This window comes from Haliea salexigens DSM 19537 (assembly GCF_000423125.1).
Taxonomy (GTDB): domain Bacteria; phylum Pseudomonadota; class Gammaproteobacteria; order Pseudomonadales; family Halieaceae; genus Haliea; species Haliea salexigens.
Genome location: NZ_AUHJ01000001.1, coordinates 453,574 through 467,253, shown reverse-complemented (window position 1 = coordinate 467,253; position 13,680 = coordinate 453,574). Strand labels below are relative to the sequence as shown.

General features: G+C 60.9%; 13 protein-coding genes. 6 read left to right on the top strand and 7 right to left on the bottom strand.

The features are described 5' to 3' along the window. Positions 1-8 precede the first annotated feature (8 nt). Entirely contained in the window at positions 9-974 is a 966-nt protein-coding gene (locus G533_RS0102230; protein WP_027948558.1) for an NAD(P)H-dependent flavin oxidoreductase, read from the bottom strand. A gap of 141 nt (positions 975-1,115) precedes the next feature. Here G533_RS0102230 and G533_RS0102225 point away from each other — a divergent pair, with 141 nt between their 5' ends. Continuing rightward, positions 1,116-1,676, top strand: coding sequence for a PadR family transcriptional regulator (locus tag G533_RS0102225; RefSeq protein ID WP_027948557.1), 561 nt, complete (start codon positions 1,116-1,118; stop codon positions 1,674-1,676). 60 nt (positions 1,677-1,736) lie between these two features. Here the strand turns inward: G533_RS0102225 and G533_RS0102220 are convergent, their stop codons facing one another. The 6 genes from G533_RS0102220 to tdh form a co-directional block, all read right to left on the bottom strand. Then, positions 1,737-2,372 (bottom strand): bifunctional 4-hydroxy-2-oxoglutarate aldolase/2-dehydro-3-deoxy-phosphogluconate aldolase, encoded by a 636-nt coding sequence (locus G533_RS0102220; protein ID WP_027948556.1) that lies wholly within the window; start codon positions 2,370-2,372, stop codon positions 1,737-1,739. A 40-nt stretch (positions 2,373-2,412) separates the two neighbouring features. After that, the gene (gene pgl, locus G533_RS0102215; RefSeq protein ID WP_027948555.1) at positions 2,413-3,123 is read right to left on the bottom strand and encodes a 6-phosphogluconolactonase; all 711 of its coding nucleotides are present in this window, start codon (positions 3,121-3,123) and stop codon (positions 2,413-2,415) included. Continuing rightward, positions 3,116-4,603: a glucose-6-phosphate dehydrogenase gene (zwf, locus tag G533_RS0102210; protein WP_027948554.1), complete on the bottom strand. Its 1,488-nt coding sequence runs from the start codon at positions 4,601-4,603 to the stop codon at positions 3,116-3,118. The genes pgl and zwf overlap by 8 nt, the downstream gene beginning before the upstream one ends. 17 nt (positions 4,604-4,620) lie before the next feature. After that, complete coding sequence (gene edd, locus G533_RS0102205; protein WP_035525922.1) at positions 4,621-6,441, bottom strand: phosphogluconate dehydratase; 1,821 nt, start codon at positions 6,439-6,441, stop codon at positions 4,621-4,623. Positions 6,442-6,641: 200 nt separating this feature from the next. Then, a complete protein-coding gene (locus G533_RS0102200) occupies positions 6,642-7,829 on the bottom strand; it encodes a glycine C-acetyltransferase (RefSeq protein ID WP_027948552.1) in 1,188 nt (395 codons plus the stop codon). Positions 7,830-7,835: 6 nt separating this feature from the next. Then, the gene (gene tdh / locus G533_RS0102195; RefSeq protein WP_027948551.1) at positions 7,836-8,864 is read right to left on the bottom strand and encodes an L-threonine 3-dehydrogenase; all 1,029 of its coding nucleotides are present in this window, start codon (positions 8,862-8,864) and stop codon (positions 7,836-7,838) included. 91 nt (positions 8,865-8,955) lie between these two features. Here tdh and G533_RS0102190 point away from each other — a divergent pair, with 91 nt between their 5' ends. The 5 genes from G533_RS0102190 to G533_RS0102170 all read left to right on the top strand — a co-directional run bounded on the left by G533_RS0102190 (position 8,956) and on the right by G533_RS0102170 (position 13,676). Next, positions 8,956-9,528, top strand: a complete 573-nt coding sequence (locus tag G533_RS0102190) for a helix-turn-helix domain-containing protein (protein ID WP_035525919.1) — start codon at positions 8,956-8,958, stop codon at positions 9,526-9,528. A gap of 169 nt (positions 9,529-9,697) precedes the next feature. Beyond that, positions 9,698-10,540 carry an SDR family NAD(P)-dependent oxidoreductase gene (locus G533_RS0102185; RefSeq protein WP_027948549.1) on the top strand — a complete coding sequence of 281 codons (843 nt, stop codon included), beginning with the start codon at positions 9,698-9,700 and terminating at the stop codon, positions 10,538-10,540. Positions 10,541-10,582: 42 nt separating this feature from the next. Continuing rightward, a complete protein-coding gene (gene purU, locus G533_RS0102180) occupies positions 10,583-11,458 on the top strand; it encodes a formyltetrahydrofolate deformylase (protein WP_084638742.1) in 876 nt (291 codons plus the stop codon). 135 nt (positions 11,459-11,593) lie between these two features. Continuing rightward, positions 11,594-11,917, top strand: coding sequence for a DUF4156 domain-containing protein (locus tag G533_RS0102175; protein ID WP_027948547.1), 324 nt, complete (start codon positions 11,594-11,596; stop codon positions 11,915-11,917). A gap of 85 nt (positions 11,918-12,002) precedes the next feature. Next, entirely contained in the window at positions 12,003-13,676 is a 1,674-nt protein-coding gene (locus G533_RS0102170; RefSeq protein WP_027948546.1) for an ExeA family protein, read from the top strand. The last annotated feature ends 4 nt before the right edge of the window (positions 13,677-13,680 follow it).

The following is a 13,680-nucleotide window of genomic DNA, read 5'->3' as shown; positions in this document are numbered from 1 at the left end:
GCCGCGGCCTAGCTCCCCAGCAGGCGGGCGCGCGCCGCGGCGTATTCGCGCTGCAGGCGCGCTACCAGGTCACCCGCGGAGAGAATTTCCTTCACGGCGCCAATGCCCTGGCCGCAGCCCCAGATATCTTTCCAGGCCTTGGCGTCGCTGTTGCCGCCCGAGCCGAAGTTCATTGCAGACGGGTCACTTTCGGGCAGATTGTCCGGGTCCAGCCCGGCGGCCTCGATAGAGGGGCGCAGGTAATTGCCGTGGATTCCCGTGAACAGGTTGCTGTAGACAATGTCGCCGGCGCCGTGGTCGACAATGGCCTGCTTGTAGGCCTGCTCGGCATTGGCTTCTTTGGTGGCGATGAACGCCGAGCCGATATAGCCCAGGTCTGCCCCCATGGCCTGTGCGGCGAGGATGGCATCGCCAGTGGCGATTGAGCCGGAAAGCAGCAGCGGGCCGTCGAACCATTCCCGAATTTCCTGAATCAAGGCGATAGGCGACAGGGGGCCGGCGTGGCCACCGGCGCCGGAGGCCACGGCGATCAGGCCGTCCGCACCCTTCTCGATGGCTTTGTGGGCAAAACGGTTGTTGATCACATCGTGCAGCACGATCCCGCCATAACTGTGTACCGCCTCGTTTACCATTTCCTTCGCACCGAGAGAGGTAATGACAATGGGCACCTTGTACTTCACGCACATTTCCAGATCGTGCTGCAGACGGTCGTTGGAGCCGTGCACAATCTGGTTCACGGCAAACGGTGCCGCGGGTGTGTCGGGGTGTTCTGCGTCCCACGCCGCCAGTTCACGCGTGATTTTCTCCAGCCAGACGTCGAGCTGCTCCGCGGGCCGCGCATTCAGGGCCGGGAATGAACCGACGATGCCGGCCTTGCACTGGGCAATCACCAGGTCCGGGTTGGAAACGATGAACATGGGGGCGGCGACGGCGGGCAGGCGCAGTTTGTCTTGCAGAACAGCGGGTAGTGCCATGGGGTGAAACTCCATTACGGGTTGCAGTTTTATGCAATTTATTGCATATTTAATTGATATGCAACCTTTTGCATGAAAAGCGTTCCGGGTTTAAGCTGCCAAGCTCACGCCGCACGCGATACGAGGTACTCAGCAGCAGCCATGGCACTCTCTCACGCAATCATGACCGCCCTGTTGGAAGACGACATGTCGGGCTATGAACTGGCCAAGGCGTTCGATATCTCCCTGGGGTTGTTCTGGCGCGCCAGCCATCAACAGATCTACCAGGAACTGCACAAGCTGGCCGACCGCGGTTGGCTGCAGCGCGAAACGGTCGCCCAGGCGGGCAAGCCCGACAAGATCGTCTACGCGCTTACCGGCGCCGGGCGCAGCGCCATGGCGGAGTGGGTGATGGGCAATTCGCGCGTGCAGGAGGGCAAGGACGACCTGTTCGTCAAGTTGTACAACCTTGCCGAAAGCAACGCCGCGCATCTCGCGATGGAGATTGGCCAGCGTCGAGAGCAGATGATGCAGCGCCTCTATCTGTACGAAAAAATCCGCCGACGCCACTATGCAGACCCCACGGCCCTGCCGGTAAGGCGCAAGGGTGTGTTTCTGGCCCTGTTGGCAGGCATCCGTCAGGGAGAGCACTTTCTGGCCTGGTGTGACGAGGCTCAGGCCATTCTGGCAACGGTGGATGGCAAGGAAACTGATGGTGGCTGAATGCTCGGGGAGTAGGCGATCCCGAGCTACGCCGCCGACACGCCGTTGGCGCCCGCAGCTTTAGCGCCTGGCTGAAAGCCCGGCCGCAGCACGGGCGCCTGCCTCTATTTGAGCCCAATCCCCTGACCGAATTGCGGCGCTGTCCAGCATCCAGGTTCCACCGACACACAAGACGTTATCGAGCGCCAGGTAGTCTTTTACATTCGCCAGGTTGATGCCGCCTGTGGGGCAGAATTTAATCTGCGGCATGGGCCCGGCGATGGCTTTGAGCATGCGGGTGCCGCCAGCGGCTTCAGCCGGGAAAAACTTCATGCAGTGAATGCCATGTTCCAGAACTGTCATGGCCTCACTCGGCGTTGCCACACCGGGAAGCAACGGGGTGCCGCTTGCCGTTGCCGCCTTGAGCAGTGCGGCTGTTGTCCCGGGGCTAACAATAAATTCGGCACCGGCATCGACAGATGCCTGGAAGTCGCTCGCAGAGAGAACAGTGCCCGCACCCACGATCGCCCCGGGGACGTGTTTCTTGATGGCTGCAATGGCTGTCAGGCCGTGCTCGCTGCGCAAGGTGATTTCCAGCACTTTCAGTCCACCGCGCACCAGCGCCTCAGCCAGGGGCACGGCATCATCTGCGCGCTCGATGACGATAACGGGAATGACCGGGCTTGTGGTCAGTACAGTGTTCAATTGCTTCGTCATTGTGTTCGCTCGCGATGGGTGGAACGGGGTTTCGGGGTTTCTAGGGCGCCCAGTATACGGATACTTTGCTGCCAGCGCCGTGCAGCAAGGCGCTCACAGGCAGGCCGAGAGTGTCCCGGGAATGAAGTGCGGTTCGGTACACCTCGAGTTTCTCCTCGCCGGTAATCAGCAGGATAATGGTGTTGCAGGCGCGAATCGCGTTCAGTGTGAGCGTCATGCGTTCAGTGAGCTTGCCCGTCACCGCGCTTTCCCTGGCTTGGATAGGCGTGCATAACCGGGCGTTGTTCGCGTCAAGCGCATACGCCAGGTTCCCTGCATGAGGAAAAAGCGATGCGGTATGGCCGTCGGCCCCCAGCCCCAGAATACAGAGGTCGAAGGGGCAATGGATGCGCCTGTATCTCGTTTCGCACTCCACTGCGCCGTCCGTGGCAGTTGCAGCCGCGGTTTTCATACCGAAGAACGCGGCCTCGGATGCCCGGTTCTTGAGTAAGCTGTCGACGATAGCCGTCTCATTGCTTCCGGGCTGGCCGGGGTTTACCCAGCGCTCATCAACCAGGGCGATATCAACCTTTTCCCACGACAGTTCCTGACGCGAGAGCTGGCGATACAGGGGCAATGGGGTGCTGCCGCCCGAAACGAAAACCGTTGCGTGGTCATGTGCTTCGATGCCACGCCGCAAGACATTGGCGCAGTGTGTCGTGAGCGCCTCGAATAACTCGGCTCTCTGCGCGAAAAAGAACTCCTCAATCATCCGCGCAGACTTCCTCGATATCACCTGCGTTGTACCAGGCGTGGCAGTCCTCCGCGAGCAGTGCATCGGCTTCGTCGGGGCCCCAGGAGCCTGCGCGGTACAACTCCGGTGAGCTGGAGGAGGCTTGCCAGGCTTCAATGATGGGGTCAATCCAGGCCCATGCGGTGGAGACTTCCTTGCGGCTGATAAACAGGCTGGAGTTGTCGGCGGCAGCGTCCAGGATCAGGCGCTTATAGGCGCTACTGCGCAAATGTTTGTAGGTGTCGGAAAAGTTGAGGTTGAGAGCGGTGGGTTGCAACTGCATGTCCAACGTGTCCAGGTTTTTCGACATGAGACTCAGCTGAATGGATTCTTCGGGCTGCAGGCGAATCACCAGGCGATTGGGGTCCATTTTCCCGGCGCCGGCGCTGAAGACGCGGTGCGGAACCTCTTTAAACTGAATCATGATTTCCGCAAAGCGGGACTTCATGCGTTTGCCGGTACGTAAATAGAAAGGTACCCGCGCCCAGCGCCAATTGTCGATATAAACGCGCAGGGCAACGAAGGTTTCGGTTGCGCTATGGGTTGATCCCAGCTCCTCAAGGTATCCGGGCACCAGCTTGCCCTGATGGCCGCCCGCCACATATTGACCGCGGACCGTGTTTTTCATCACGTCGGCGCCGGTGATAGGGCGCAGGGCTTCCAGAACCTTGATCTTCTCCATTTGAATGTTTTCAGCATTCATGGTGTGTGGTGACTCCATCGCCACCAGACTCAAAAGCTGCAGCAGGTGGTTCTGCACCATGTCCCGCAGTGCCCCGGCCTCGTTATAGAACCCCGCTCTGCCTTCCAGTCCCACCGTCTCGGCAATGGTGATTTGCACATGGTCGATCGACTTTGCATCCCACAACTGCTCGAAAATCAAATTGGTAAACCGCAGCGCCAGCAGGTTCTGCACGGTTTCCTTTCCCAGGTAGTGGTCGATACGGTAAATGGATTTTTCTTCAAAATACGTGGCGATTTCGTTGTTGATGGCTTCGGCTGATTTTGCGTCGTAGCCCAGTGGTTTTTCCACCACCAGGCGGCTGTATTCTGAAATCAAGCCTTCTTCGCTCAGGTGCTTGCAGCAAGCACCAAATACGGCGGGTGGTGTGGCAAGGTAGAAGATGCGCGTGGCGTCCGGGAGGGTGTTCAGCGCACTTTTGAGCTCCTTCCACCCTGCGTCGCGGTTTGCAATGTCCAGCGTAACAGGGAACAGAAGCGTCTTGAACGCTGCCCATTTCGTGTCGTTGAATTCCTCGGCAACCAGAAACTCCTGCAGACTATCCTGGGCCGTTTCGAGATACCTTGCGGTCGCTTCTTCACTCCGCGTGGTGGTGAATATGCGCGTGCCCTCCGCCAGCTCTTCTGCGGTAAACGCTTTGTACAGCGCGGGTATCAGTTTGCGCAGGGCCAGGTCGCCTGAGCCGCCAAAAATCACGATATCGAACGGGTCTGTCATAACGGTATGGTCGTCTTCTACTGCTGAAACACACTAGCACCGTCTTCCGCGGCACTAACCTGGTTGCGAAACACCTGAAACATTTCTCGCCCCATCCCCTGGGTGGGCTGTCCGTCGCCTGGTATCGCCGGTCGGGAATCGAAATCCGCTGCGTGTACATTCAGCGCTCCCGCCTCGGCGTCCAGCTCAATGGTGTCGCCGTCCCGGAGTTTTGCGATCGGGCCCTGATCCAGTGCTTCCGGGGATAAATGTATCGCGGCGGGAATCTTGCCCGAAGCGCCAGACATTCTGCCATCGGTTACGAGGGCAACCTTGAAGCCCCTGTCCTGCAATATACCCAGATACGGCACGAGTTTATGCAGTTCCGGCATGCCGTTGGCTTTGGGGCCCTGAAAGCGGACCACTGCGACAAAGTCCCGCTCGAGTTCCCCGGCTTCAAACTTTTCTTTCAGTTCGTCCTGGTGCGAGAGAACCACCGCAGGCGCGCGCAACTTCTGGTGTGATTTGGCGACCGCAGACACCTTGATGATGGAGCGCCCCAGGTTGCCGGTCAGCAATTTGAGTCCACCCTCCGGGCTGAAAGGTGTTTTTATACTGGCAAGCACCTGCGGGTCCGCCGACGCGGTAGCACCCGGTTTCCATTCAAGCGGTTCATCGTGGCCGCCGGGGTTGAAGAAGGGTTCGCTGCAATAGGCTGTTAACCCCCCCTGGCCGAGAATCGTCTTGACGTCATCATGGAGTAGCCCGCCGCTTAATAACTCGCGCACGAGCAATGGCATGCCACCGGCGGCTTGAAAATGGTTCACGTCCGCCTCGCCATTCGGGTAGATGCGACAGAGCAGGGGCACTACTGACGAGAGCTCCGACATGTCTTGCCAGTTGATCAAGATGCCGGCAGCTCGCGCGATCGCAATGAGGTGAATGGCGTGGTTGGTAGAGCCGCCGGTTGCCAGCAGCCCTACGATAGCATTGACCAGACTGCGCTCATTGACAATATCCGCCAGCGGTGTGAACGCGTCCCCCTGTTTAGTGATTTTGGCGAGCTGTTTGACTGCTGCCGCCGTCAGCGCGTCGCGCATTTCGGTGCCGGGATTGATGAAGGAGCTTCCAGGCAGGTGTAGCCCCATGATTTCCATCAACATCTGGTTGCTGTTGGCGGTGCCGTAGAATGTGCATGTGCCGGGGCTGTGGTAGGACTCGCTTTCGGCCTTGAGCAGCGCATCGCGGCCAACCTTGCCTTCAGCATACAACTGGCGCACCCGAATTTTTTCCTTGTTGGGCAAGCCTGAAGGCATGGGCCCGGCAGGAATGAATACGGTGGGAAGGTGGCCAAAAGAGAGTGCGCCAATCAGCAGGCCGGGCACAATTTTGTCGCACACACCCAGGCACAGTACGCCGTCGAACATATCGTGGGAGAGTGCCACGCCGGTCGCCATGGCGATCACATCACGGCTGAACAGCGACAGCTCCATGCCGTCGCGACCCTGGGTTACACCATCGCACATGGCGGGTACCCCGCCCGCGAACTGGGCAACCGCATTCGCGTCACGTGCGGCCCGTTTGATGATGTCCGGAAAATCAACGTAGGGTTGGTGCGCAGACAGCATCTCGTTGTACGCTGAGACAATACCCAGGTTGGCGGCGCGGTCGGAGGCCAGCAGCGACTTGCCTTCGTCATTGCAGGCTGCCATGGCGTGGGCGATATTGCCGCAGGACAGCCGCTTGCGGCTCACCTCTTGCTGGCTCGCAGTGTCTACCTTGTCCAGGTAGCGCTTGCGGCTATCGCGGCTCCGTTCATGGATACGATCGGTGACAGACTCGATGGTTGAATGCAGCATAAAATACTCAAAACGCGAGAGGGGCGTAACAAGTATAGGCAGAGAGGAGGGGCTATTGGCAAGCAATCGCCTATGGACCTTGCCTTCACTGCACGGAATCCAGGCTCTGCGCGCATTGAAACGCAGCGGCGGTGACAGCCGCCGCCATGATGGCCCGCGAACCCGGAATGCTGCGGTGAGGCCTGCTCCGTGCGCCTGCGTCAGGATGCCAGTTCAGCGTGTGCGGCGGCAAAAGCACTCAGTGCCTGCTCAATATCGTCTGCACTCAGCGCTGCCGACATCTGCGTGCGAATGCGCGCCTTGCCTTTCGGCACTACCGGGAAGGAGAAGGCAACCACGTAAACGCCGCGGGCGAGCATGGCATCGGCAAACTTCGCTGCCGTTGCTGCATCGTGCAGCATAACGGGCACGATGGGGTGCTCCCCCGGCAACAGCTCAAAGCCCAGTGTTTCGAGTCCCTCCCGAAAGCGGGCAGTATTCTCGATCAGCTGCCGGCGCAGGTCCGGTTCGGATTCCACCAGTTCCAGTGCCTTGATTGCGCCGGCTACGACCGGTGGGGCTACCGTGTTGGAGAAAAGATAGGGGCGTGAGCGCTGGCGCAGGAGGTCCACCACCTCTTGTCGCGCAGCGGTGTAGCCGCCGCTGGCGCCACCGAGGGCTTTGCCCAGGGTGCCAGTGATGATGTCCACGCGGTCCATGCAGCCGCGGTATTCGTGTGTGCCTTTGCCGTTGGCGCCGAGAAAGCCGGTAGCGTGACAGTCGTCGAAATGCACCAGCGCGCCATAGCGCTCGGCGAGATCGCAGATCTCATCCAGGCGCGCGATATAGCCGTCCATGGAAAACACACCGTCGGTGGTGATCAACTTGAAACGGGCACCGGCGGCGTCTGCCGCCTGTAGCTGTGCTTCCAGGTCGCCCATGTCGTTGTTGCGGTAGCGGAAGCGCTGCGCCTTGCACAGGCGTATGCCGTCGATGATGCTGGCATGGTTGAGTTCATCGGAGATCACCGCATCCTCTGCACCGAGGAGGGTTTCGAACAGGCCGCCATTGGCGTCGAAACAGGAGGGGTAGAGGATGGTGTCGTCCATACCGAGAAATGCAGACAGCCTCTGTTCCAGCTGTTTGTGCAGGGTTTGCGTGCCGCAGATGAAACGCACGGAAGCCATGCCATAGCCCCACTCGCGCAGGCCCTCGGCCGCGGCAGCATTCACGGCGGGGTGTTGGGCAAGGCCGAGATAGTTGTTGGCGCAGAGGTTCAGCACCTCCCGCTCTGCCACACCTACGTGCGCGCCCTGGGGCGTTGTGATGAGACGCTCGTGCTTGGTCAGCCCCGCGGACTCGATATCGGCCAGCTGGCCGGCCAGGTGTTCCTGAAATGCGCTGTACATGGTGTTTCAGTCCTCCCAGTTCAGTACGACTTTGCTCGCCTCGCCGGAGCTCATCACATCGAAACCGTGTTGAAAGTCGCGGAAGCTCATGCGGTGGGTAATCACGGGCGAAATATCCAGCCCGGACTCGATCATGACCGACATTTTGTACCAGGTTTCGTACATCTCCCGGCCGTAGATACCTTTCAGGGTGAGCATGTTGAAGATGACCGTGTTCCAGTCTATCGCTGTGTTCTCGCTGGGGATGCCCAGCATCGCCACCTTGCCCCCGTGACACATATTGGCCAGCAGATCGCGAAACGCCTGCGGGTTGCCGGACATTTCCAGGCCCACATCAAAGCCTTCGTCCATGCCCAGCGATTGCTGGACATCGGCAATGCTCTCGCGGGTCACGTTTACGGTGCGTGTAGCGCCCAGGGTGGCAGCGAGTTCCAGGCGTTTATCGATCACGTCGGTGATCACCACGTGGCGCGCACCGGCATGCTTGCACACAGCAGCGGCCATGGCACCGATAGGCCCGGCACCTGTGATGAGCACGTCCTCCCCGAGCAGGTCGAATTGCAATGCGGTGTGGACGGCGTTGCCGAAGGGGTCGAACAGGGCAGCGACATCAAGATCTATCCCTGCTGAATGCTCCCACACGTTGGACATGGGTAGAGCCATGTACTCGGCGAAAGCGCCGGAGCGGTCCACCCCGATGCCGCTGGTTTTAGCGCACAGGTGACGGCGGCCGGCCATGCAGTTGCGACAGCGGCCACAGACCACGTGGCCCTCGCCGGAGACAATCTGGCCAGGGTGGAAGTCCACTACGTTGGAGCCGACTTCAACGATCTCGCCGACGAACTCGTGGCCGACGATCATGGGAACTGGCACCGTTTTCTGCGCCCAGGCATCCCAGTGGAAAATGTGCATGTCCGTGCCGCAGATGGCGGTGCGCTTGACCTTGATCAGCACGTCATTGATGCCGAATGCCGGTTCCGGTACCTCCTCCAGCCAGAGGCCGGGACGTGCTTCTTTCTTGACCAGTGCTTGCATAACGGTATTTCACTATAGTGGAATTTATCCGGTATAGTAGATGGGTAATATCCCGGATACAAGAAATCCTTCTACTAAACTGGAAAATTGCATGTCCAAATCAGCGCTGGACCCCGCCAGCAAGGTCTTGTGTGAGCGGGTCACCGAACTGCGCCAGGTTCACGGGTTCACACTCGATCAGCTGGCAGCTGCGTCCGGCGTCAGCCGCTCCATGTTGAGCCAGATTGAGCGCGGTCAGGCCAACCCAACGCTGGCGGTAACCTTCCGTATCGCCCAGGCCTTCGGACTCAGTATAGGCGAACTGGTGGATGACCCGCTGGCCAGTGGCCTGATTGAAGTAGTGAGGGCGGACGACCCCTCCAGCCTGTTCCGTGCCGATGACGAATGCCAGATTCGCACACTGTCGCCACTGCATATGGAAAAACACGTGGAATTCTACGAATTGCTCCTGCAGCCCGGTGCGAGCCTCGACAGCTCGCCGCATTACAGCGGTACGCGCGAACTGTTGACCCTGGCGGCGGGTGCGGCACAGGTGGTGGCGGGAAACACCGAGTGCCAGCTGGCGGCCGGCGACTCGGCGCATTACCGGGCGGATGTGGAGCACAGCATTCAGTCGCTGGGTGACACACCGCTGCGGGGCTACCTGGTGGTGACCTACAAGTAACGGCGGATCCCTGCGCGGCCCGGCCTACGCGGCCCGGCCCGGCCTGCGCGGCGCGGCCTAACTACATAAACTCTGTGCGGGGGGCGTGGTCTGCGCAGGCGCGTTCGCATGCATTGCGCAGGCGCATCTGGTATATCAACTGCTCGAATAATTTAAGCAGGAGACGGATATGCAGGATCTCGATTTCACAGGGAAGATCGTTCTGGTTACCGGTGGCGGTGCCGGTATTGGCCGTGCCATTGTAGAAGCTTTCGCGACACGTGGCGCACACTTGGTCGTTGCCGAGAAAGATGCCGACCGCTGTGCCGACCTGCAGGCGGCTCTGGATGCCAGTGCAACCGAAGCGCTGGTGTCGCAGACCGATGTCTGCGACCGGGCAGCTGTCGATGCGCTGATGGCCCAGGTGCAAGCGCGCTTTGGCGGCCTGGATGTGCTGGTGAACAACGTGGGTGATTTCCTCGGCATCATCAAACCGTTTGCGGCCTGCACCGATGAAGACCTTGAGCAGCTGTACGGCGTCAACCTGAAACATATTTTCACGGTCACCCGCGCCGCTATCCCACTGCTGCAGTCCCGCGGTCGCGGCGGCAGCATCATCAGCATCTCCTCCATCGAGGCGTTCCGCGGCATTCCCATGGTAACGACCTACTGTGCCTTCAAACACGCGATAACCGGCTTCACCCGCAGCCTGGCGCTGGAGCTCGGTCCGGATGGCATCCGCGTCAACGCCATTGCCCCGGAAACCACCGAGACCGCGCAGGTGCGGCCTTCGGAGTTGATTGCACCCGAGCATCAGGCGCATACCCGTCGCTGGATACCGCTGGAGCGCTTTGGTACACCGGAGGACGCCGCGGGTTGCGCGCTGTTTCTGGCTTCCGGGCTGTCGGCCTGGGTGACCGGCACGACAATTAATCTCGATGGCGGTGCACTCGCGGCGGCCGGCTGGTATCGTGACCCCAATGATCTGTGGACCAATGTACCGGTGGTATCCGGCAACGGGTTCAACTTCTGACGGTTCGCCCCCGGGTGCGACCAAACCTGAGAGAGGATTTTCGTGACCGAGCCAACATCGGGCGCTGTGCCGCGCGCCTATATTCTGTCATTCCAGTGTCCGGACCGACTCGGTGTCGTGGCGCGTTACTCCCAGCTGTTTCTGGAAGCGGGCGCCTTCATCACCGAGATTTCCAATTTCAGTGACCCGGTAAGCGGTACCTTCCATTTGCGGTGTGTCTTCGATGATCGCGCGATGACGGTGCCCTTTACCGAGTTCAGTCGGCGTTTTGCGCTGCTCGCCGACGATATGGGCATGCGCTATCGGCTGCGACCGGCGGACGAACTGCCGCGTGTGCTGCTGGCGGTTTCCCGCTACGACCACTGCCTGGTGGCGCTGCTGACCAAGTGGCGCGCTGGTGCACTGCCGGCCACGCTCGTTGGCGTGGTCAGCAATCACGAAGACTGCCGCGAACTGGTGGAATGGTACGGGCTGCCCTATCACTACCTGCCAGTCAGCCCGGAACAGAAGGCGGTGCAGGAGTCGAAGTTGCTGCAACTGTTTCGCGAACAGCAGGCTGACCTGCTGGTGCTGGCGCGCTATATGCAAATCCTCTCGGATGCGTTGTGTACTGAACTCGCAGGGCGCGCGATCAACATCCACCACTCTTTCCTGCCCGGTTTCAAGGGCGCCCGACCCTATCACCAGGCCTATGATCGTGGGGTAAAAGTCATCGGGGCCACGGCACACTACGTCACGTCGGATCTCGATGAAGGCCCGATTATCGCCCAGGAAGTGAAGGCGATTGACCACCAGGTCTCGGTGGAGCAGATGATTCACCTGGGGCACGATACCGAGGCGACGGCGCTGTCGCATGCGGTGCGGCTGCATTGCGAGGAGCGAGTGCAACTGAACGGACAGCGCACGGTAATCCTCTAGGCGGTCTACCGGTCTCCCAGAGCCCCTCCGGCGGACCACGATTGAGGCTGCATCGCAGCGGCGTGAGGGGCGGGCAGCTGTACCCGCAGTGCCTCGCCTGTGGTAATCTGCCGGCTGACTTTTTGGAGGTAACGCATGAACGCGCACACGGTTCGCTCTTTGGCCACGCTTGCGGTTGTATCCGCGCTGGTGGCAGGCTGTACCTGGGTCAAAATCCCGGATGACGCGCGAGCCCTGCCCCTGCTGGAAGCTTCTGAAGTGGCGCAGTGCAAACGCCTTGGCAGCATTACCACGAACGTGGCGTGGAAAGTGGCGGGCATTGAGCGCGGCGAAAACAAGGTTCGGGTTGAACTCGACAACCTCGCGCGCGAACGTGCACTGACGATGGGTGGAAATGCGGTTGTACGTGAATCCATTCACGAAGGTACCGGCGACTACACGGCGTGGATGTGTCCCTGACCTGGTACATACACCGGTCCGGTAAGCCGCTGTAGCGGTGTGACACCGGCTTTCCACTGCTCCGGCCCAGGCAGCGCAGGCAACTATGTACCTTCAGTATTTCGGCCTCAGTGAAACCCCCTTCTCGATCGCGGTAAATCCGCGCTATCTGTTCATGAGTCCTCGGCACCGCGATGCGCTGGCGCACCTGCTCTACGGTGTGGGCAGTGGCGGGGGCTTTATTCTGCTCACCGGCGAGGTGGGTACCGGCAAGACCACAATCAACCGCTGCCTGCTGGAGCAACTGCCGCCCGATACCGATATCGCCATTGTGCTGAACCCGGCCTTGAATGCGCAGGAGTTGCTTGCCACCGTGTGCGATGAGTTGGGCATTGCCTACGACGGCAACCAGCCTTCGCTGAAAACCCTCACCGACAGCCTGCATAGCTACCTGCTGGAGAACCACGCCCAGGGGCGCAAGACGGTGCTGTTGATCGATGAGGCACAGCATCTTGATTTTGATGTGCTGGAGCAGATTCGCCTGCTGACCAACCTCGAAACGCACAGCGAGAAACTGCTGCAAATTGTGTTGATTGGCCAGCCTGAGCTCGCGCAGCTGCTGCAGCGGCCTGAACTGCGTCAGCTCAACCAGCGCATCACCGCGCGCTACACGCTGGCGCCGCTGAACCCGGCGGAAACCGCAGCGTATATTCGTCACCGGTTGCAGATTGCCGGCCTGCCGGCTGGCCGCGAGCTGTTTCCGCCGGACGTGGTGCGTGGGATTCACCGCGCGACTCGCGGTATTCCCCGGTTGATCAATGTACTGTGCGATCGTATTTTGCTGGGCACGTATGGTCGCAACCGGACACAGGCCGACCGGCAGGTGCTGGCGCAGGCCATTGCAGAGGTACTGGGGGAAGAGGGCCCGGCATCGCGTCGGCGGCAGCAGTTGCGTGTTGTAGCAGCGGCTGCCGGGATCATGTTGCTGATCGCAGCGGTGTGGTGGCTGGCACGAGTCGGCCAGCCCGCGGTGCCAGTGGTTGCACCGGCACCGGTGCCGACACAGGCCCCCGCACCTGCGGCCCCCGCTGCGACCGATGTCGGCAAGGATGCTGCAGCATTGCCTGCCACGCCGGCTGCGGCCGTGGCCTCGCCCACACCTTCCTGGGAACTTGCCCCGGCGCAGGGCCTGCAAGCGCTCTGGCAGTTGCAGGCGGCGGGGCCGGCTCCGCCGCTGGAACTTCTCTGTGACGACAGTGTGCGCTTTCCCCTGAGCTGCCACCGCGGTACCGCCGACACCTGGCAGGACGTGATCGCACTCAACCGGCCGGTGCTCCTGGACCTGATTACCGCGGATCGCTTTGCGGCTGCCGCAGTGTTCCTGGGGGAGGCTGCGGGCAACGCCCTGTTGTGGTCGGAAGCGGGGCTGCAGCGCGTGCCTTTCACGCAGCTGGCGCCGCGCTGGCGGGGTGCTTACCGGTTGCTCTGGCGTCCTCCGGAGGGGTTCTCCGGCCCGGTGGGTCGGGCGGACTCGGGCCCTGTCGTGGCCGATATCGCCGGCCTGTTTGCCAAGCTCGATGGTCAGGCCACACCGCTCTCTACCGGCGCGTACTCACTCGCGCTGGCGGAGCGTGTGCGCCTGTTTCAGGCCAGCCAGCAGCTGCGCGCTGACGGGGTGGTGGGCGAGCAGACTCTGCTGCGCCTGAATATTCTGGCCGGACGCGACCTGACCGCGGCGGAGGCGGCCCAACGGCTCGCGGCAGAGGCGGCAGGGCAATGAGTGG

What these genes read in the sequence shown, in the direction of transcription:
- G533_RS0102230 (WP_027948558.1), bottom strand. Translation starts at nt 974, where the DNA reads ATGGCACTACCCGCTGTTCTGCAAGACAAACTGCGCCTGCCCGCCGTC.
- G533_RS0102225 (WP_027948557.1), top strand. Translation starts at nt 1,116, where the DNA reads ATGGCACTCTCTCACGCAATCATGACCGCCCTGTTGGAAGACGACATG.
- G533_RS0102220 (WP_027948556.1), bottom strand. Translation starts at nt 2,372, where the DNA reads ATGACGAAGCAATTGAACACTGTACTGACCACAAGCCCGGTCATTCCC.
- pgl (WP_027948555.1), bottom strand. Translation starts at nt 3,123, where the DNA reads ATGATTGAGGAGTTCTTTTTCGCGCAGAGAGCCGAGTTATTCGAGGCG.
- zwf (WP_027948554.1), bottom strand. Translation starts at nt 4,603, where the DNA reads ATGACAGACCCGTTCGATATCGTGATTTTTGGCGGCTCAGGCGACCTG.
- edd (WP_035525922.1), bottom strand. Translation starts at nt 6,441, where the DNA reads ATGCTGCATTCAACCATCGAGTCTGTCACCGATCGTATCCATGAACGG.
- G533_RS0102200 (WP_027948552.1), bottom strand. Translation starts at nt 7,829, where the DNA reads ATGTACAGCGCATTTCAGGAACACCTGGCCGGCCAGCTGGCCGATATC.
- tdh (WP_027948551.1), bottom strand. Translation starts at nt 8,864, where the DNA reads ATGCAAGCACTGGTCAAGAAAGAAGCACGTCCCGGCCTCTGGCTGGAG.
- G533_RS0102190 (WP_035525919.1), top strand. Translation starts at nt 8,956, where the DNA reads ATGTCCAAATCAGCGCTGGACCCCGCCAGCAAGGTCTTGTGTGAGCGG.
- G533_RS0102185 (WP_027948549.1), top strand. Translation starts at nt 9,698, where the DNA reads ATGCAGGATCTCGATTTCACAGGGAAGATCGTTCTGGTTACCGGTGGC.
- G533_RS0102175 (WP_027948547.1), top strand. Translation starts at nt 11,594, where the DNA reads ATGAACGCGCACACGGTTCGCTCTTTGGCCACGCTTGCGGTTGTATCC.
- G533_RS0102170 (WP_027948546.1), top strand. Translation starts at nt 12,003, where the DNA reads ATGTACCTTCAGTATTTCGGCCTCAGTGAAACCCCCTTCTCGATCGCG.